The sequence below is a fragment of the Streptomyces sp. NPDC031426 genome (genome assembly GCF_055581585.1).
Map to the genome: position 1 here is coordinate 1 of NZ_JBVIJE010000059.1, position 17,958 is coordinate 17,958.

Consider the following 17,958-nt stretch of genomic DNA (forward strand, 5'->3'; position numbering starts at 1 on the left):
GGATCACCCCGAACAGCGGCAACCTCTCCCGCTACGAAGGCGTGCAGAACTCCGGCAGCGCCCAGTACTGGAACCCCGAGTCGTCCCTCCAGGACCTCAGGTCGCAGAAGTCGCGCCAGCCGAAGCCTTTCGGCTGGCCGGTACGGCCGGTGTACTCGCGCACCGCGCAGATCAGCCTCGACCGCTCGCCGGGCTTGTAGCAGACCATGCCTGCCATCGACACCCGGCCCGAGCCGCGGCCGCGTACCCGCACCACCGGCGTGCGGCCTCGGCATCCCCAGGTCCTGGCGCGCGGCGGAGTCACCGACTGGCCGGCCTCATCCAGCACACCAGCTGGGGGAGGATCCGATCCGCGTTGTGCCGGCCGCTCCTGATCGACTGCCGGCTCGGCGAGCAGGGTGTCCAGGGGTTCCAGTGCGTTCTGGAGCAGTGCAGCCAGGCCGCCCTCGACGCCGGAGCCGATCCAAGCGTCGTCACCCAATGGATCAACGAGGCGCAGCGGGACAAGGACGCGGCGCAGAAGAACCTCGACGCCCTGCCCGCCGACACCCGGAAGAAGGCATCAGCCCTTACCGCCGACCAGATCAGGCGATGCACGATGGTCGGCACCGCCCTGTTCGTCCTCGGCCTCGTCGGTATGCCGCTCGCGATGGTGCGCGGCCACGGCCGGCGCCAGCAGGACCGGGCGGCGATCGTCGGTGACACCCTGCTGGGCACGAGCCGGGTCCTGTTCACCTGGTCCGTGCTGATCGGCATCCCACTACGGCTCGCCCTGACCGTGGCCGGCGTCGGCGGCCCCTCGCCCAATGGAGCCCGCCATCAGCACCAGCTCTGGAAGCCAGCTCGCCGCAGGGCGAATGGTCCTGCGGCGACCCTCGCCCGAGCACGGTTCGGCCGGTCGGCGGCAAGGGCCCGGGGCTGCTCGAAGGGTCACCCGGGAACGGGGCTTGCGGACGCTACCGTCCGGTGTAGGTGAACTCGTCGTCCGGGCTGGTGGGAGAGGTGGCCTTGCCGACCGTCACGGTGATGTTCACCGTCTGGTGGACGTCGAACAGATCGGGCGCGGTTGCGGTGATCTGGCCGGCGGAGACGAACTTGACCGACCCGGACGCCTTGTCCTTGAAGTGCACGGTGGCTCCCTCGGCGAAACCCGAGCCTTTGATGGTGACCGGGGTGCCGACCTTACCGCTGGTCGGGTTGACCGAACTGACCACCACAGGTGCGGGTCCGCCATAGGCGAACTGCCCCATGGCGACGGCCGGGGAGGTGCCGAGGGTGTTGGTGACGCGGATGTGGACGACGCCCGTTCCGTTCGGGACCTTAGCGGTGATCTTGAGGCCGGAGGGGTCGATGGTGGGCGGCTCGGTGCATGCGAAGTGGCCGAAGTCGACCAGGCTGTCCTGACTGAAATACTTGCCGTTGATCGTCACCGTGTCGCCTGCGGCGCCGAAGGTGGGGCTCACGTCGGTCACCACCGGCGGGGAAGGCACCTCAGGCGCCCCCACCAGCTCCAGGTAGGTGGAGTTGGCGTGCTGGTAGGCGATCTGACCGAGGAAGTCCTGGGTGGTCTTGTTGACCAGCTTCTCGGCAAGGCTCGTGTATCCGGTGTTCATCAGGCAGAGAGTGCCGGGCTGGACGTAGACGTTGCCGTTGGTGCGCTTGGAGATCGCCGCGATGAGCAGCTTCACTTCTTCGGTCGCCTGCGGTCCCGGGCTCGGGTACCAGCCGGTGGTGACGTCGAGATCGGCCCACGCGTGCGGCACCAGGTCGTAGGCGTTGTTCTGGCGCTCGTCGATGACCCACGGCACGGAGTCGAAGTAGTCGACGAAGCTCTGCACGCCGGCGGTGGGAGCGGCATAGGTCATCACCGCGAACTTCGGCTGTTTCGGCCAGGTCTGTGCCTGAAGGTACGGCGCGAGCATGCTGGCGATGCAACCGCCCAGGCTGTGACCGGTCAGATAGACGGTCGGCTGCGGCGAGGAGGGCGCCGCCTTGAGCGCAACGGAGAGCGCCTGAGCGAGCGTGGCGTTCAGGGAGGGAGAGGCGATCGAGCGGGCGGTGACCACTCGTGTGAACGCGTCCTTTGCCCCCTTGGACACGAAGACGGGCGTCGGCGATCCGCTTTCGGGGAACGGCACGACCGTGCCGACATCGAGGTCCTCGAGGATGTCGGTCAGATCAGCGTCCGTTCCGCGAGCGACCACGGCGAACTCGTTCGAGCCGTTGGTGCTCCGTACGAGGTAGGCCATATTGGCGTTGGCCTCGCTCAGGGCGAGCCACACCAGCTCCCACTCGTCCTGCGTCGCAAGGGCGGGATCGCGCAGTTGCGCGTCGATGCCGGTGATGATGCGTTTGGTCTGCTGCTCCAGGGTCTCCCCGGACGGACGTGGGGTGGCCCCGGTGGCTGCAAGGGCAGCCAGGGTCATGGTCACCTGGGTGATTGCCGGATCGGATGCCATCGTCGTTCCTGCTCCTCGGAGGTTTGCCGGTGCGGAGGCGCGACGGCCTTTCGGCAGCATCAGGGCAGATCTGTGCCGAACCGACCGTCAGAGTGGATCGCACACCATCAGACGCCCCCTCTGCGTTGCCCGGTGCTTTTCCTGTCTTCAGGCTGGCCAGGTTCACCTTGTTGGCCGTTCGCCATAGGTGTCTGCGGTGCGCCGAACCAGGTGCACAGCGCGAGCGCCAGAGCTGTGGTGTCCGCGGGCAGGCCCGGGGCGGCGGCCCAGGCAACGATGCCGTCGCGGCGGATGAGCGCGGGCGACAGATCGCCGCGGTCGGCAGGGGCGGCCGCCACGCTCGACATGTTCCCGGATCCGACCGCATCCTCGAAGCGCGGGCACAGGTCTCCCCAGCGATCACGGAGCGTCGCAACTTCATGATCACCGGGACCTGTGCCCGTACTGCTGCCGACGTCCCCAACGGCGTCGTAGCGTGTGGGGCGACCGCCCGTAAGTGATCTTGGGGGCAGTGTGGACGCGGGTGACCGGGGCGCGGCTATCCGGTGAGGGCGAGGTTGTGCAGGCGGGCGACGCCGAGCATGGCGTAGTGGACGCCGTTCCCTTTCAGGCGGCAGTCGCGGAGGATCTTCCAGGCTCTTCATGCGGGCGAAGGTGTGCTCGACGGGGGCCCGAACTCGCTTGTGGGAGCGGTTGTGTTCCTCCTTCTAGGCCGGGAGTTCCTTGCCGTTTGCGCGGCGGTGCGGGATGACGAGTCCGGTGCCCTGGTAGCCGCTGTCGGCAATGGTCGTGGTGTGAACGACGGCGGCCTTGGCGCCGGATTCCTCCCAGCCACGGGAGTCATGACGGTTGCCAGGCGCGGGCCGGCCGACTATCACGACCGCCCGGGTCGGCATCGATGACGACCTGGTGGGCGGTGGAGTACCGATAGCTCTTTGACTGTTCGGCAATGCTGCGGTCACGGGTGGGTACCAGGGTGCCATCCACGATCAGCACCGCGTCCTTCGCAAACCGCTTGCGTGGTGTGAGCGCGAGCTTCGGGCCAAGGTGATCGATGACGGAGCAATTGTCATTCCTGAAGGGGCGGAGTGCGTCAAGCGGGGTATTTCCGATGGTTGTCGGTGGTTCTGGGCAGCCTTGACCGGCTCGCCGTCGGTCGGATGGTGACGGTGGGTGGGATGGGGCCGCTCGTCGGATATGCGGTTGTGGGGGTCGTTGTTCTCCAGTCCTTGATGGGGTGACGGCAGGGCCGTGCTCGGCTGCCGGTCATTCCTTCGCGGCGCGGGGCCGCATGGAGCGATGCGACGTGCGACAGGCGGGGTCAATCAAAACCGCGACCGCGCCGTGCAGGGGGTCAGACAATTGCCCGACCACGCGCCTGCCGCGTCCGAGGTGCTCACGCTGCCTGGCGGGGCAGGGCGCGGATCTGTCCGTCGCGCGGCCCGTAGTAGACCAGTGTGAGCAGCTTGCGTGCCGTGGCGATCTTGGCGATGTTCCGGCCGCGGCGGGCCTCGATCCGGGCCCGGTCCTCGGTGATCTTGGGGGTGGTCTCACCTCACCTCGCCGCCCTCGTCCGCGCCGGAGCCCGCTTCGAACGCGGACAGCTCATCGAGCGCACGCAGCCCCTCTCGGCATGACAACCTTGCTGCCCACGTCGTCGTGCCCTACCTGGCCCAAGATCAGAATGCTCGGTGTCACAAAGGCGACAACATCATGAGGACCTCATCGCGATCGTCGTCGGAGGCCAGCCGCAGAGCGCCGGGCCACCTGCCGATCTCCATCCAGCCGAGTCGGCCATAGAACGCTTCGAGACCGACACCACCGCGGGCGGCAAGGTGCAGCTGCTCCAGGCCCATCTCGTCGCGGGCGACCTCACGGACCCGGCTCATCAATGCCGCGCCGATCCCCTGGCCCCGGACGCCGAGACGGGTTTGCACGTGGTGAATCGTGCCCCAGTGCGCGACGACCGGGTGGGGATCGCAGCGGATGTTCAGCCAGCCCGCGACGGTGCCATCGGCCAGGGCGATCAGAAGGCGGCTGGTCGTTGGGGCAAGCTTCTCGATGATGCGGTCAAGGACAGCGGTGACCTCGGCGGCATCCACCGGCGGAAAGGGGAACCCGGCCGCCCCACCCGCATTGCTCACCTCGGTCCAGCAGTCCACGAGGGCCTGCTTCAGCTCATCAGTGATCTCGTGCGGGTCAACGATCTGGGTGAAGCCAAGGGCGTTGCTGCTGGTCATGGGGACGAGTGTCACAAACGAGCCGCGCTCGTTGACACTCGGGGGCGCCCACCCGAACTTCGCTGGCGCAGACAATGATCCACAGGATTTGACAATTACTCCTGATCTCGCGCCTGCTCAATGCGCTGCGATGTTGCCCCGGTTGGAAGCATTGCTCGACCAACGTCGGACTGACGACAGCGACCCCGTCCTACGACGGCGCATCGAAGACGTCAGTCAGTTGGTCACCGTCCTGCGGTTCTGCGTGGCTAAGGACGTTGCGCTCATCTTCGGCTAACCCCGGGAGCGCGGAGCGACCCGTCTTTGAAGGAACACCCCGCGGTTACGGGACAACCTTTGGGCTCACGGTAGTGGTGTGCAGCGCCGGGGAAGTGTGACCGTACCGGGCTTGTGCTTGAACGTGTCCATCACGAGCCACTCGTCCAACTCGGGGTCATAGAGATTCTGGATGCCGAATTGCAGCACCTGCCAGAACGTGCTCCGGTCGTCCTGATCCACATAGATGTCGCCCAGGGTAACGGGGAACCGCAGGAATTTCCCCGGAGGCCGTTTCGGCAGGACGACACCGACCCTCCAGTGGTTCACGTGCCGGTTCGGTCTCCGCTGGAGAATCTCCCGCCCGACGAACCGTGCGCCTCGGAATGCCTGGTTCAACTGGTTGAGGTCGAAACCCGGGATCTGTGAACACGGATGTTGGGTCAGGCCGGGCCACTTGTAGGTCAGCGTGTAGAGCGTGCCGTGGTAGATCAGGTTTGTGAACCAGATCGGGTACCGCGGGCCTCCCGCGATCATCTGGCTGTCGCCGTTTCTCCCCTCCCAGCTGAACGGGACCGTGATGCCCAAGTCCCGGACAACCCACTTACCCTTCCCACGAAAGTCTCGAGGTAGGCGAGGGGGACGCGGCGTCGGCGTGCTGGGCCGTTCTGCCGTCACGGTCGCGAACGACTGCGCGACTGCGGTCCGCGTTCCGGCATGGGCCGGCGGCAGCACCGTCGAGACGATGGCGGTCGCACCGGCGAGAGCCGCCGACGCTGTCGCCCGATGTGTGATTGTCCAGCGCATGGTCTCCCTCGACTGTCGCATCAGGCGCCGTCCTGGCGGGGTTCTGGCCCGGAGATGCCGCCCGGTCGCCACCTCTGGATGGCAGGAGCGCACCAAGTGGCATATTCCCTACCAGATGGCTGGAGGGATGACGCTCAGCCGAGCCGCACGACCCGACTCGGCTCCTGGTCTTTCCCCTGTACGGCGGGGCGGCTGGGCCGCGACTGTCGATCCGAGTCGCATCCAACGTCTCGCAGCTGCTCATGGTCACCTTCATGGGCGGGCTGACGCTGTGGACCGTCTGGTCGATGAAGAAGGAACAGGCCGAGCTCGGGGAAGCCGGACCGCAGCGCGCCGCGGCCGACTCCTGACGGATGCGACGGTCATCGCTACCGGGAAGGGAGCTTGTCATGCGGGTCGTTGTCGACCGGAACCGCTGCCAGAGCTACGGGCAGTGCGTGTACGCGGCGCCGAAGGTGTTCCGGTTCCGGGGCACGGAGTCGCTGGAGTACGACCCCATGCCGGACGCGGAGTCCGACCGGGCCGCGGAGCGGGCCGCTGTGGCCTGCCCGATGCAGGCGATCACCCTGGGTCGGGCGGCCGGCGTCGGGGAGGTGTGGGAATGACCGGCCCGAACCGAGGGAGCCTCCGGCGGATTGTCATCATCGGCGCGTCGCTGGCGGGCCTGCGCACCGCGGAGTCGCTGCGGGCGAACGGGTTCACCGGCGAGGTCGTGCTGATCGGTGACGAGCCGCACGAACCCTACGACCGCCCGCCGCTGTCCAAGGCGGTGCTGTCCGGATGGATCGGCACCGACCGGGTGCAGCTGCCGCGGAGCCGGGACCTGAACGCCCGCTGGCTGCTCGGCGTGGCCGCGACCGGGCTCGACCTGCCCGACCGCTCCGTGCACCTCGCCGACGGCCACTCCGTCCGCTTCGACGCGCTCGTCATCGCCACCGGATGCCGGGCCCGGCCCTGGCCGGTCGCCGACGAGGCCGCGCTCGGCGGGGTGCATGTGCTGCGGGGCCGCGACGACGCCGACCGGTTGCGCGCCGACCTCGCCGCCGGGCCGTTCCGGGTGCTCGTCATCGGCGGCGGCTTCACCGGCTCGGAGGTGGCGTCGAGCTGCCGGGACCTCGGCATCCCAGTCACCGTTACCCACCGCGGCACCGCGCCGCTGGCGAGCGCGCTCGGCGGGACCGTCGGGGCGGTCATCGGGCGCGGCGGCGGGCGCACGGGGTGGACCTGCGCCTCGGCACCACCGTCAGCGCGCTGGAGAGCGGTACCAACGGCCAGCTGCGGCGGGCCCGGCTGTCCTACGGGGATGACGTCGAGGCCGATGTCGCCACGTCGAGACTGCGTTCCTCAAGCGGATCTGCGTGCTGTTCTTCATCGAGCACGGCACCAGGCTCGTCCACATCGCAGGGGCCACGGCGAACCCGACGGGTTAGTGGGTCGCCCAGCAGGCCCGGAACCTGGTCATGGATCTGGGCGACAGAGCCGAACAGGTGCGGTTACTCATCCGAGACGCGACGCGAAGTTCACCGGTGCCTTCCATGAGGTGTTCACCTCACTTGGTGCCCGGGTGATCCGGACACCGGTCCGTGCACCGCGGGCGAACGCAATCGCCGAACGCTGGGTCGGCACCGTCGGGCGCGACTGCACCGACCGGCACCGGGCGCCGCGGGTACGGGCGTCGGGCTGGCGAACCTCGCGACGACTCTGAGCAAGGCCAAGGCCGCCGGCGCCACGGTGCTGTCCGGCCCCACCTCTCGGGCGGCCGCCACAGCGCCATCGCCGAGTTTCCCGGTGGTTGCGCCGCCGAGATCCACGACAACAGTTCCCGCTGACCTCAGTTCAGCGCCGCGTAGTCCAGGTCGGACAACAGCCGCTCCACATCCGTCATGAGCGAGCCGTAGACGTGCCACGCGCCTGGCCTGGTGAGGGTTCCCCGGCCGATCAGCTCGGTCATCGTCTCATGCCAGACCAGGGCGCCCTCGATAGCCTTCCGTAGCCGTTTGTGAGGGTACGAGGAAGCGGCCTCCGTGCGCGGGCCGACCAGTTCCTTTACCGCCGCACCCGCCAGTTGCAGGGTCTCGGCATACCGGTCCAGGAACTGGAGCCCCAGATGGTGGTCGGGACGGTGGTCGTGGGCGCTGTCGGCGAGGGTCCGCGCGATTCCCCGCACCTGGAGTGACACCCCGCGCAGGGCGGCGAGCAGTTCCCCGTACGTCACGTCGCCGCGTCGCCCACGCGTGATGCAGCGCGCGTTCCAGCGCAAACTCTCGTCGGCCTGTCGCACCTGCTCCTGAGCGTACGCCAGGTGCTTTTCGAGCCGGCGCCCCCGGTGCAACCAGACGTGCGCCTTGGAGAGCAGTTCCCCCTGGGCCAGACCTACGCCCATGTCGTGCAGCAACTCCCCCACGACGTGGGCGAGGTCCCTCACGGCCGACTCCGACTCGTCCACGTGCAGCGGGGGCAGCACCAGCGCGTTGACCGCGATGCCGACGGCCGCGCCGGCCAGCGTCTGGAGCACAGGTGAGACCAGGCCGCCCATCGGATTGCCCGCCATCGCAGCCAGCGCGACGACCGCAGTGGAAGCGACCTGGAGCCGTCCCTCGGCGGTGCGGCGGGGGCCCACCAGGACTGTGAGCAGAGCGATGACCGCGATGGCACCCGCGGTCGGCCCCAGCAGCCGGACGGTCGTCAGGGCGAGGACCAGAGCAACGACCTTCGCTGTGACGCTGTGCAGGGCGTTGGCGACGGAGCGGTACACCGTGTAAGCGTTGACCATGAGCAGGGCCGTCGCGACCGCCACGTAGGGGCGTCCGTCGGGGGCCACCGGGCCCGCCACGGTCCAGGCGAGCAACGCCGCTGTCAGCGCCTTGATCCCATAGACCAACTGGCCGGGTCGCCGGCGACGGAGCCTGCCGGTGAGGTGGCGCACCCGTCCGATCGCCCGTATCGGCAGACGACCGAGCCAGATAGTTGAATCTTGCACAAGAAGATGATTGCACGCTATGTTCGGTTTGCGTCGAATAGCGGTCGGGTGACATCCCTCACCACCACAGGCGATGACACGGCGCCGGTCCAACGCCTGCGACTCCGCCCGTGCCGTCTCCCCCGTGCCCATGGGACCTCAAGGCCGAGGGAAGCTCGTCCCCGATCATCAGGCCCCGCCCCGCGCTCAGCTCGGAGCATGTCCCCGGGCGAGCAGGGGGACGGCGGAAAGGACCGCCGTCACCTGCGGACAGGAACAGCCGCCAGCGTGCGAAGAGGGCCGCCGCGGGTAGGCCTGAGGCTCGGTATGCCCCACTGCACCACGGGAGGCCCCTCGAGCGCCGTGGTCGGTGCCTTCGGTGCGCTGATCGTCCTCGGGACGTCCTCCTCGGTGCTGGGGACCTCGCTGATCCCCGCGCAACCCGATCTGTTCAACGCCTACTCCCGCCGTGAGGAAGAGGTGTCCATGCTGCAGGCACGGGTCGGGCAGCCCTCTGGGGGCCGGAGATCCTGGCCCGATGCGCACAGATCGGCCTGAGTGACAGCCTCACGGAGCTGTTCCGTGCCTGGGAGCGCTGGTCAGCCCAGGTCAACGAGAGCCACACCAGCTGTGTGCTGCTCAGGCGTTTCCGCCCGCCCCGCCCCAGCGACACGTTTATAACCAAGTTCCGGGTCAGGACACCTCCGTGGTCCCCTTCTTCGCCTGCATTTTGTCGGTGCGCAGAACCCTGACCGCGAAGGAGTGAGCGTGCCGTTGAGGCGTAGTCACGCTTGTCGCGCCAGCGGGCACTCCCCGGTACTCCTTCCATTTGCTGACCCACCGTTTTGCGGGTGCCGCGGGGTATTCGGCTTTGTCGAAGTACGTGGAGACCGGAGGCGATGACCGCGGGCCGCACCTCACGGAGGTCGACCGACCCGGTCGCGACGACCACGGACAGCGCCACGGCGGCCTCGCCCCAAGCGTCAGGACAGTGCCACCGAGTCGACGCCCCAGGTCAGTTTCCTCGCAAACGACGGCCACCCCGATCTCGCGGCACTCCGACAACAGTGCTCGCAGCCGCGTGGGATCGGAAACGCCGGTTGAGGTAGCGGGAGTTCTCGGCCCGGACGGCAAGCGGCTCAGCGAGTGAACAGCTCGGGGTTCTTGCGGACGAAATCGGCTACTCCTGCAGCGGACCGCCCGGTGACCTCTGCCATGCCGTCTGCCTGGCGGTCATAGCGGCCCGCCACGTGTAGTCGAGCCATGGTGGAGATGTGCTGGAAGACATGGTCCGGCAGTCCCAGCGCTGCGAGATCGTTGTCGAGCCATTCCTGCAACGGGACGTCGGTGTAGCCGACCGCGCGGTGCAAAGCATCGGAAATTTCCGCGGCCAAAGCGGCGATGTCCTGAGATCGAGGACCGGTCAGCTCATAGATCCGGCCGATATGCCGGGCCGGATCGGCCAGAATCCCCTCGACGACCGCGGCAACGTCACCGGCCGCGATCGGGGAGGTTTTCGCCTCGCCGAAGGGCCACCTTATGGTGCCGTCCTTGGCGATCGAGGAAAACGCGGTCTGGAAGAGCGGGTTCTCCATGAAGACGGTGGGCCTGACCTGGACCACGGGCAGGCCCGACCAGTCGAGGACCTGCTCGACCAGCCACTGCTGACGATGCTGATGCGACTCGGAGCCGCTGGTGGCATCCATCTCGGAGACGGTCAGTTGCGACATGTTCACGAACGCCTCCAGCCCTCCGTAGGCGCGCGCAACCGCGGCTGTGGTCACGGCGGCCAGCAGATACTGTGCCGACACGGCCATGCCGAAATACACCCGCCCGCAGCCGTCGAGGGCGTCGGCGACATCACGGGCACGCGTCAGATCTCCGACCACGACTTCGGCGCCCGTCGCGCGCAGCGCCTGGGCACGGTCGTCATCGCGGCGCACCAGAGCACGGACCTGGAGGTCCCGGCGCCGAAGGCCTTGGACCACGGTCCTGCCAACGGCCCCGACGCTGCCCGCAGCACCGGTCACCAGAATGGGCCGCACGCCTGCTTCCGCGCTGTCGTCCACGGAAGCAGCCTGCGGCCCGCACGACCAGGGCGCAACCGGGGTGACGGCCAGGCCGCAGACCACCCCAGGGAAGGCTACTCCTGAGACGATCGGATCCTCGCGGGCAGAGATCAGGGTGTGTCCGTCCACGGCGATCGACGACATGCAGCTGCTGGCGAAGAGATCGGCATGCGTCCAAGGCGTGACCCCGCCTGGCCACCCGCCACTCCCGGGCACGCGGGCAACGAGCCCGACGCATCCGCGGCATGCGCCGCAACCAGGGGCTTGACGCCCACCTCACACCGTGACACCAGAGACATCACCCAAATCCAGGCTGGGGCTCCGTGCATCCGCCGAGGTGGGACGAACCTGTTTTCGCAGAGTCGTGGGAGAGCCGGGCATTCGCGCTCGCGATCCTCTCGAACCGGGTATCCGGGGGAAACCTGGACTCCTTCCGGCACGCGCTGGAGCGCCTGGACCGAGCGCACTACATCGACGACGGCTACTACGGGCGCTGGCTCAACGCCGGAGAGCTGAGACTCCTCGACAGCGCCGTCTTGGCACATGGTGCGGTCGACGCCCGCGCCCGCAACCTCCGCGGCGAGCACGTGGAGGAGCCCCCTATCCCGGAGCCGGCCAAGCCCGACTACACACCGACCGCCGAAGGCACGCTACGCTCCGTCGACACCGCGCCCGCCTTCGCCGTCGGCCAGCGCGTGCGCGCCAAGGACATGTCGCCGTCCGGACACACCAGGCTGCCACGCTATGTGCGAGGGCATGTCGGCGTTGTCGACATCATTCAGCCCGCCGGCGTGCTGCCGGACACCAATGCGCACTTCATGGGCGAAAACCCGCAGTACGTGTACACAGTGCGGTTCGACTCGTACGAGCTCTGGGGCGCCGACGCCGAACCCTTCACCGTCACCGTAGACATGTACGAGAGCTACCTGGAGACCACCGCATGACCACCACCGGCGGCTCTGACGAGAGCCCTTCCGTGGCGCTGCGCACCGAGGCACTCGAACAACTGCTCACCGAGCGCGGCCTGATCGACCCGAAGGCCATGGACGCGATCATCACCCGCTACGAGACGAGCGTGGGCCCACTCAACGGCGCCAAGGTCGTCGCCAAGGCGTGGACGGACCCCGACTACCGGCGGCGTCTGCTCGAAGACGGCACCGCCGCCATCAAGGAGCTCGGCTTCTGGGGACAGCAGGGCGAGCACATCGTCGTCGTCGAGAACACCCCGACCACCCACAACGTCGTGGTGTGCACGCTGTGCTCGTGCTACCCCTGGCCGGTCCTCGGCCTGCCGCCGAGCTGGTACAAGGACCCCGCCTACCGCGCGCGTATGGTCAGGGAGCCGCGCACGGTGCTGGCCGAGATGGGACTCACGCTCGACGACGACGTGCAGATCATCGTCCGGGACTCCACCAGCGAGGTGCGCTGGCTCGTAGTGCCCGAACGCCCGCCCGGCACCGAGCACCTCACGGAAGAGGAACTCGTGCCACTGATCACCAGGGACGCGATGGTCGGCGTGGCCAAGGTGGCGACACCTTGAGCACGCCGCTGGACACCGAGGGCCCGGTAGCACCTCCCCGCTCCAACGGTGAGCTGGTGTTCGCCGAGCCGTGGGAAGGCCGTGCCTTCGGCATGGCCGTCACCCTGTACGAGGCGGGCGTCTTCAGCTGGCCGGAATTCCAGACCGCCCTGATCGCCCGGATCACCGCCTGGACAGCCTCACAGGAGCACGGCGAGCCATACCACTACTACCGACTATGGCTGGGCGCCTACTACCGACGAAGACGCGCGCCGACACGGCGAGTTGTGCTGGCCGCTGGACTGACTGCCCGAGGTCTACCACCCCATCGGGGGTGGTGAGGCCGTCATCCCCGACGCGCTGATGTACTACCGGCGCGGACCCGCGGACGGCGAGGGGTCGATGCTGCGGGCATTCGTCGAAGTCGACCGGGCCACCATGGGCCCGGAACGCCTGGCCGCAAAGCTCACCGCCTACGCCCGCCTCTACCACTACGTGCCCGCCGCCCCGGGTCGCCACCGGCCGACCATCGGGCAGGAACCGGTGCAGGAGGAATGGCGAAGGCGCTACCCGCTCTTCCCCCGCCTCTTGTTCGTCCTTGACGGCACCGGCCCCGCCGGCATCACCATCCGCATCCGCGCCCTGCACGCGGCCGCCGTCGACCCGGCAGTGGCCGGCTTCCTGCACGCTGTCCCCGTTGCGGCCGCATCCCTTGCCGACCTGCGCAACAACGGCCCGTCCGAGCCAATGTCGCGCCCCATACGGGACCCCGACCGCACAGTGCTCTGGAGCCACGCCCAAAACGCGTCGGGTGTGTATAGGTGTGGTGGGCCCTTTGGTTGGGGCGACCATGAGCACGTGGTGCTTTCGGGGCGGCCACAAAGACCCGGTCGGCCGGTTCCGGTCGGGTCGGCCGACTTGGCGCTGGAGCACCGCCAGCTGGTGCCGCAAGACCAGCAATTCGACGTCCTTGGCCGCGTTGCCACGTCGGCGGGCACGATCAGGGCGTGTATCCGCCGGACGGTGCGTCGTGACACAAAAGAGGGCCAGCGCACCCCAACCACCGGCTGCGCGCAGTGAAACGCCCTGACTGCCATCAGCTACCGACACCATGTCGACAACACCGACTCAAAGCCGGTAAATGCCGTGGAGCTTCGCCGTTTCGGTGGCGACTTCCTGCCGGTTGGCAGAAGTACGCCACCCTGCTCATCTTGTGGCGGCTTTTCCAGGTTGAAAGATTCCCCGCAGCGTGGGCGCTGTTCGGGGGCAGCGCCGTGTCTTTGCTTTCCCCGAGTTCGCTTGTAAGAAGTGGAGTGCCCATGAAACGGCGGAGACGAGCGTTCGCTCGCGGCCTCGCCATAGCCAGTGCGGCCGTACTGCTCGCCACACCCGAGCAGTACGCGTCGGCCACCGGAGCGAAGACCTCCGCGATCGATTCCGGTGCGAAAGGTACGGCTTCGAGGGGCGCGTTGCCCGGCATACCCGGGTCCTCTGCCCTCGGTCCGTGGCGCTCGTTCCAGAAGCCCATGCCCGCGCAGTCGGCGAAGAACGGCCCGCACCAGGTCCTTGTGGTGTTCGACCCGGCCACCCACGTGACCGGCAAGTCACTGGGCAAGCAACGCAGTTTGCAGGTCCGCACCCCGCTGACCTCGGACACCGCGGTCAACTCCGCACTCCACCGGGCTCACGCCGTCTCCATGCGGCCGCTGGTGCCGGGTCTTACCGCCGCCCAGGCCCGGCAGCTGCACTCAGCCGCCCGGGCGAAGCTGGGATCCGCGGCGATCGACCTGTCCAAGGTCCAGGTCGTCCAGCTGGCCGGCGGCGACGCCTCTGCTGCCGCCCATGCGCTGGCCGCCGCACCCGGGGTCGTCTACGCCGAGCCCGACCGGACCGTCTCCCCCATGAACACCGGCGCCGTGCCGCTGCCCTCCTCAGTGGGCGCCACCGCAGGGAAGGCCGACTCGTCGGCGAGGGGGCAGGACAGCGGTGCGACCGGCACCGACGGTGTTCCCGGCAACGCGGCTCTCGGCACCTCGCTGCAGAGCTTCCTCAACGCCGGCGGCGTCGACGCGACAGGCGCCTACAGCCTGCTGAAACAGCAGTTCCAGCAACTGCCCGGCGCCGGTGAGACCATCACCAACGTCTCGGTGGGCGACCTCACAGACGCGTCGACGCCGAACCTGGGCCCCGCGGGGCCGACGACCGTTGTCCAGAACGGCCAGCGGTACCTGGACATCCCGACGATGCCCTTGATCCCCACCTACACCGCGGACGCGACCGGCGCACTCGACCCGACCGGCTCGACCCGGGGGCAGGACTCCGCGCTGGGTGAGGTGCTGCTGGACTTCTCCGTGATGGCGCCGCTTCCGCACGACCTGCAGCGTCCGGGCATGCAGGGCAGCGGGAACTCGGACCTGCTGGGCATCGCCCCGGGGGCCGACTACCGGCTCGTCGTCCCGCAGCAGCCGACGTTCAGTCAGATCGCGGTGGCTCTGCTGGCTGCTGCCCGGCAGCAGCCGCGGCCCGATGTGATCACCGCCAGCCTGGGCTACGGCACCGACGCTTTCGGGTTCGCCGGACGCTACCTGGAGGACGACCCCGTCCAGCAGTCCGTGATCGCGTCGATCGTGCAGCAGTACGGCATCACCATGGTGGTCTCGTCGAACGACGGGACCCGGTTGTTCACCAACGCGGCCGTCGGCCCCGACGGCGGCAGCACCGCGACCGACGTGACGCGCAAGGCCGCCGACACCACCAGGATCGACGACGACCAGCTGTCAACCACGCCCAGCAATGTCCTGGACTCCGGCGCAATCGCCGCAGGCGGCACCACGACCGACGACACACTGGCCGTGCCCCCGCAGAACGGCGCAGCCGCGTCGGGCAACGGGACCTGGGCGACCACCAGGCTCAACGGCTCCGGGATCTTCTCCTCGGGATTCGGCACCCGGATCGACGTCTCGGCGCCCAGTGACGGCATCCCCGCCTTCGAGCACCGAGGCCAGACCGCGCAGTCGGTGACGGAGGTCCTCAGCGGAGGCACTTCGGCCTCCGCACCCGAGATCGCGGCCGCCGCGGCGGTCGTGCTGCAGGCCTCCCGGCTGACCGGGCAGCACCCGTCGCCCCAGGACGTCCGTTCGCTGCTGGAGCGCACCGGCCGGGCCGTACCGACTCCGCCGCAGATCGACCGGCCACTGCACGTCGGTCCGCAGCTCGACGTCACCGCCGCGGTGCAGGCGGTCCTGGCCAAGGCGCACGGCAGCCGGGCCGACGTGGGCACGCCCCGGATCGTCCGGCTCTCCGTGGCGCATCGCCAGACCATCGGCGGGCTCGGTGGCTCCTACCTGGAGGCCACCGACCCCGGGTACATCGACCTGGCCGGACCGGGCACGGGCGCCGGCGCCACCGGTGAGGGCCTGGTAGGACCGGTGACCATCGGTGCCGACGTCACCGGCCTGAGCGACCGGGACGGTGTGAGCTACGCGCTGCGCATCAAGAACCATGAGTTCACCTCCGCTGTGCCGGCGATCCGGCTCACCCCCACGCAGATGCTCGCCGCCGCCGGACTTCCGGTCGTCTCCGCGACGGACCGTCAGGTCCCGCTCACCTTCGAGGTGCGCCACGGCAACGAGGTGCTGGCCTCCACCACTCACCAGCTGACCTTCGGCCCCACCGACGGCGGCTACGCCGAAGCACTCGCCCCGGTGGTCCAGCCGGTGGTCGAGGCGGGGCACTCCGTACAGGTGCGCTACGACCTGACCGGCGTGCGGAACGTCAGCTCGCCCCAACTGGTCGTGTCGCAGGTCGGCCACTGGAACCCCGCGTTGGCGCCCATCTTCTCCGCCGTCCACACCGCCCCGCTGATGGGACTTCGCGGCACCGTCACCGTCCCGGCCGACGCCTTCTCCGCCGGCGGCGGCATCTACGGCATCGGTGTCCTCCAGAACCCCGCAGGGGGCGCCAAGCGCGGCCCGGTGTACGGCGAGTTCGCCTCCGTCCGCGTCGACGGCGGTGACCCGTCGCAACGCCCGGCGGCGCCGACCCTGGCTGCGAAGGGATCCGAGGAGTTCGGTCACCTGCTGGAGGTGAACCGGGCTGCGCCGCGATTCTCGGTGCGCTACGACGTCTCGCGGGTCAAGGGCGCCGCCGGCGCGCTGCTGGAGTTCTCCGCACCCGGACCGAACCTGTACAACTCCTACAACATGGTCAGCAACCAGAACGGCACCACCCGCGACCACAACGGGGTGGACAGCCCGGCCACGCTCGACCGCTCGCTCACGGGCACGCGAGGCACGGCGGACCTCGACGCCCTCGCGCTCAAGCTCCCTTCCTCGATCGCCTACGACCTGCGGGTGTTCGCCGTCGACCAGCACGGCAAGACAGTCGGGCAGGCTTCGCCGACGTCCCTGCTGGCCTACGACGACGGAACGGCCCCCGACGGCACGAACCTGACCGACTTCGCGATCGTCCCCGGCGGCACGTCCGTCGCGGCGGTCGAAAGCCCCACCGGTGAAGGCTCGGTGTACGACTACGACGCCGCCACCGGAACCTATGGCCGCAAGCTGACGAGCGACCCCGCGTACGGCTCCATCTACGAGGTGTTCGGCGTCGACTCCGCCCACCACGCGTTGGTCCTGCACAAGCAGACGACCACCGGCGAGCAGTGGCTCGAGACGTACGACACGAGCACCGGCGACGCGGTCGGCAGCCCCGTCCGGGTCGATGACCAGTACGTCGTGACGGGCGGGCGGGTGGACGCCAAGCGCCACCGCGCAGCGGTGCTCGCCCACCGTTCGAGCGACCGGGCGGGCTTCGTCCTGCCCGTGGACACGGCTACCGGCGCAATGGGCACACCGCTCCAGCTCGACCCCACTCCGGACGGGAGAACGTCGTACGGCCTGCTGGACGTGGACGAGTCGACCGGCCTCTTTTCCGCGCAGAAGACCGGCAGCACCATCAACTGCGTGGCATGGATCGGCTCCGGCACGGTGGCAGCAGTCAACCTGGACACCGGGACGGTCACCCAGAGCCAAAGCGGTATCCCCTGCGCCGGGGACCTCGCCGCCGACCAGAAGGGCAACCTCTACGAAACGTGGTACCACTCCTACAGCGTCAACTTCGCCGGCACCGGATACCTCGGGCAGCTCGGCGGCGGTGACCCGGTGAACGTCGCAACGGCTCAGACGCCCCTCGCGCTCGCCGTCGACGGGGAGCACCAGCTGGCGTTGCTCGCCTTCCGGTTCCCGGACCTGAAGCCCATGGGCGGCTTCCAGCAGTACGGTTTCACCGACAACAACGCCACCGGACGTATCGCCGTCGTCGACCTGAAGACAGGCAACACGGTGGGTACGGTGACCGGCGTCGAGTACCCCCTGTACGGCTCCTGGAACGGCCGGCTCGAAACACACCGCGAGCGCGTCATGCAGCTCGACCCGGCAACCCGGACCGGCTGGACGTACGCAGGCGACGGAAGCCAGATCCAGCAGTTCTCCTACTGATCCGATCCGCTTGCTCGAAGACCGTGGGTCTGGGGGGGGGGGGGGGGGGGGGGGAAGGAAGGGGGGGGGGGGGGGGAGGGGGGGGGGAGGGGGAGGGAGGGGGGTTGGTTTCTGCTTTCTTTTTCCTTTCTCCACGCCCGGTTGTTCTGGTG

General features: G+C 68.8%; 13 protein-coding genes and 4 pseudogenes. 9 read left to right on the top strand and 8 right to left on the bottom strand.

The genetic code is table 11. From position 1 onward, the window contains the following. Positions 1-97 precede the first annotated feature (97 nt). Positions 98-322 (bottom strand): annotated as a pseudogene (locus ACZ5NH_RS44140) (IS630 family transposase); the annotation flags it as partial. 273 nt (positions 323-595) lie between these two features. Here ACZ5NH_RS44140 and ACZ5NH_RS44145 point away from each other — a divergent pair. Continuing rightward, positions 596-793, top strand: a pseudogene (locus ACZ5NH_RS44145) (metallophosphoesterase); the annotation flags it as partial. Positions 794-956: 163 nt separating this feature from the next. Here ACZ5NH_RS44145 and ACZ5NH_RS44150 read toward each other — a convergent pair. From ACZ5NH_RS44150 to ACZ5NH_RS44160, 3 genes and pseudogenes are all read right to left on the bottom strand, one after another. Next, a complete protein-coding gene (locus tag ACZ5NH_RS44150; RefSeq protein WP_468783977.1) occupies positions 957-2,459 on the bottom strand; it encodes an IPT/TIG domain-containing protein in 1,503 nt (500 codons plus the stop codon). A 107-nt stretch (positions 2,460-2,566) separates the two neighbouring features. Next, entirely contained in the window at positions 2,567-2,797 is a 231-nt protein-coding gene (locus ACZ5NH_RS44155; protein ID WP_468783979.1) for an aromatic-ring hydroxylase C-terminal domain-containing protein, read from the bottom strand. A 200-nt stretch (positions 2,798-2,997) separates the two neighbouring features. Further along, positions 2,998-3,518 (bottom strand): annotated as a pseudogene (locus ACZ5NH_RS44160) (transposase); the annotation flags it as partial. A 398-nt stretch (positions 3,519-3,916) separates the two neighbouring features. On the opposite strand from ACZ5NH_RS44160, the gene ACZ5NH_RS44165 reads away from it, so the two are divergent. Next, positions 3,917-4,096, top strand: coding sequence for a hypothetical protein (locus ACZ5NH_RS44165; RefSeq protein ID WP_468784003.1), 180 nt, complete (start codon positions 3,917-3,919; stop codon positions 4,094-4,096). Between the two features lie 57 nt (positions 4,097-4,153). Here the strand turns inward: ACZ5NH_RS44165 and ACZ5NH_RS44170 are convergent, their stop codons facing one another. Together ACZ5NH_RS44170 and ACZ5NH_RS44175 are read right to left on the bottom strand one after the other, a co-directional pair. Beyond that, positions 4,154-4,699, bottom strand: a complete 546-nt coding sequence (locus tag ACZ5NH_RS44170; RefSeq protein ID WP_468783981.1) for a GNAT family N-acetyltransferase — start codon at positions 4,697-4,699, stop codon at positions 4,154-4,156. A 342-nt stretch (positions 4,700-5,041) separates the two neighbouring features. Continuing rightward, positions 5,042-5,761 (bottom strand): hypothetical protein, encoded by a 720-nt coding sequence (locus tag ACZ5NH_RS44175; RefSeq protein ID WP_468783983.1) that lies wholly within the window; start codon positions 5,759-5,761, stop codon positions 5,042-5,044. Positions 5,762-6,150: 389 nt separating this feature from the next. On the opposite strand from ACZ5NH_RS44175, the gene ACZ5NH_RS44180 reads away from it, so the two are divergent. Both ACZ5NH_RS44180 and ACZ5NH_RS44185 read left to right on the top strand, forming a co-directional pair. Then, on the top strand, positions 6,151-6,366 hold the full coding sequence (locus tag ACZ5NH_RS44180) for a ferredoxin (protein ID WP_468783985.1): 216 nt from the start codon (positions 6,151-6,153) through the stop codon (positions 6,364-6,366). Then, on the top strand, positions 6,363-7,466 hold the full coding sequence (locus ACZ5NH_RS44185) for an NAD(P)/FAD-dependent oxidoreductase (protein ID WP_468783987.1): 1,104 nt from the start codon (positions 6,363-6,365) through the stop codon (positions 7,464-7,466). Before ACZ5NH_RS44180 ends, ACZ5NH_RS44185 begins: the two co-directional genes overlap by 4 nt. 126 nt (positions 7,467-7,592) lie before the next feature. On the opposite strand, the gene ACZ5NH_RS44190 is transcribed toward ACZ5NH_RS44185, so the two are convergent. After that, the gene (locus ACZ5NH_RS44190) at positions 7,593-8,741 is read right to left on the bottom strand and encodes an FUSC family protein (protein WP_468783989.1); all 1,149 of its coding nucleotides are present in this window, start codon (positions 8,739-8,741) and stop codon (positions 7,593-7,595) included. Positions 8,742-9,859: 1,118 nt separating this feature from the next. Then, the gene (locus ACZ5NH_RS44195; protein ID WP_468783991.1) at positions 9,860-10,933 is read right to left on the bottom strand and encodes an NmrA family NAD(P)-binding protein; all 1,074 of its coding nucleotides are present in this window, start codon (positions 10,931-10,933) and stop codon (positions 9,860-9,862) included. 176 nt (positions 10,934-11,109) lie between these two features. On the opposite strand from ACZ5NH_RS44195, the pseudogene nthB reads away from it, so the two are divergent. From nthB to ACZ5NH_RS44220, 5 genes and pseudogenes are all read left to right on the top strand, one after another. After that, positions 11,110-11,733, top strand: a pseudogene (gene nthB, locus ACZ5NH_RS44200) (nitrile hydratase subunit beta); the annotation flags it as partial. After that, positions 11,730-12,329: a nitrile hydratase subunit alpha gene (gene nthA, locus ACZ5NH_RS44205; protein ID WP_468783993.1), complete on the top strand. Its 600-nt coding sequence runs from the start codon at positions 11,730-11,732 to the stop codon at positions 12,327-12,329. The pseudogene nthB and the gene nthA, both read left to right, overlap by 4 nt. Continuing rightward, a complete protein-coding gene (locus ACZ5NH_RS44210) occupies positions 12,326-12,649 on the top strand; it encodes a nitrile hydratase accessory protein (protein WP_468783995.1) in 324 nt (107 codons plus the stop codon). The genes nthA and ACZ5NH_RS44210 overlap by 4 nt, the downstream gene beginning before the upstream one ends. Positions 12,650-12,671: 22 nt before the next feature. Further along, positions 12,672-13,388, top strand: coding sequence for a hypothetical protein (locus ACZ5NH_RS44215; RefSeq protein ID WP_468783997.1), 717 nt, complete (start codon positions 12,672-12,674; stop codon positions 13,386-13,388). A 239-nt stretch (positions 13,389-13,627) separates the two neighbouring features. After that, complete coding sequence (locus ACZ5NH_RS44220; protein ID WP_468784000.1) at positions 13,628-17,806, top strand: S8 family serine peptidase; 4,179 nt, start codon at positions 13,628-13,630, stop codon at positions 17,804-17,806. The last annotated feature ends 152 nt before the right edge of the window (positions 17,807-17,958 follow it).

What these genes read in the sequence shown, in the direction of transcription:
- ACZ5NH_RS44150 (WP_468783977.1), bottom strand. Translation starts at nt 2,459, where the DNA reads ATGGCATCCGATCCGGCAATCACCCAGGTGACCATGACCCTGGCTGCC.
- ACZ5NH_RS44170 (WP_468783981.1), bottom strand. Translation starts at nt 4,699, where the DNA reads ATGACCAGCAGCAACGCCCTTGGCTTCACCCAGATCGTTGACCCGCAC.
- ACZ5NH_RS44175 (WP_468783983.1), bottom strand. Translation starts at nt 5,761, where the DNA reads ATGCGCTGGACAATCACACATCGGGCGACAGCGTCGGCGGCTCTCGCC.
- ACZ5NH_RS44180 (WP_468783985.1), top strand. Translation starts at nt 6,151, where the DNA reads ATGCGGGTCGTTGTCGACCGGAACCGCTGCCAGAGCTACGGGCAGTGC.
- ACZ5NH_RS44185 (WP_468783987.1), top strand. Translation starts at nt 6,363, where the DNA reads ATGACCGGCCCGAACCGAGGGAGCCTCCGGCGGATTGTCATCATCGGC.
- ACZ5NH_RS44195 (WP_468783991.1), bottom strand. Translation starts at nt 10,933, where the DNA reads ATGTCGTCGATCGCCGTGGACGGACACACCCTGATCTCTGCCCGCGAG.
- nthA (WP_468783993.1), top strand. Translation starts at nt 11,730, where the DNA reads ATGACCACCACCGGCGGCTCTGACGAGAGCCCTTCCGTGGCGCTGCGC.
- ACZ5NH_RS44215 (WP_468783997.1), top strand. Translation starts at nt 12,672, where the DNA reads ATGTACTACCGGCGCGGACCCGCGGACGGCGAGGGGTCGATGCTGCGG.
- ACZ5NH_RS44220 (WP_468784000.1), top strand. Translation starts at nt 13,628, where the DNA reads ATGAAACGGCGGAGACGAGCGTTCGCTCGCGGCCTCGCCATAGCCAGT.